We start from the raw sequence: 579 nt of genomic DNA, 5'->3' as shown, positions 1-579 counted from the left end.
CTTGTTGGCGATATTTATCCTTGGCTACTTGGTTCTGCCAGAAACGCTGCCGTATCCAAAACGCAAGTTCGAGGTAAGGCAAGTTATGGTGAATTACTTCTACTTGCTAACGAACAAGCAAGTTATCGGGAGTGCCAGTTATAACTGGTTAAGCTACCTATCTGGCTTAGTGACACTGTCTTTATATCCATTTTTGATGCAGCAAGAATTGGGCTTAACCGCGGCTGATTATGGTTCTTTGATGATTATCCCGTCAGCTGGTTTGTTGATGGGGAGCGTCGTCCTCAATTTGATCAATAACCGTTATAAAGCACAGCAAATACTGTTGATGAGCTTTGCGATTGTCGCGCTTTCTGGGTGTTTACTGTTGGTGACGCCGTTTACGGTTGCATCGTTACTGGTCGCATTCACGTGTTTGAGTTTTGCGCAAGGGATGTCTTTTCCGGTTTCGATAAGTTTGTTGTTGTCTCCGCATAAGCAGCAAGCCGGTGCAGTGTCTGCACTGTCTGGTTCAATTCAAATGTGTTTAGCGGGTTTGTTTGGTGGCTACTTGGTTGAAAAGTGGGTGACGGATCAGCA

At 45.3% G+C, this 579-nt stretch carries 1 protein-coding gene; it reads left to right on the top strand.

Annotated elements, in window-relative coordinates:
- The coding region (locus R7Z49_RS26560; RefSeq protein WP_318112654.1) for an MFS transporter at nucleotides 1-579 on the top strand (579 nt) is incomplete at both ends.

Source organism: Vibrio sp. 1562 (assembly GCF_033340155.1).
Taxonomy (GTDB): domain Bacteria; phylum Pseudomonadota; class Gammaproteobacteria; order Enterobacterales; family Vibrionaceae; genus Vibrio; species Vibrio alginolyticus.
Note: the sequence above shows the minus strand (reverse complement) of the source record. Positions and strands in the feature narration are given on the sequence as shown.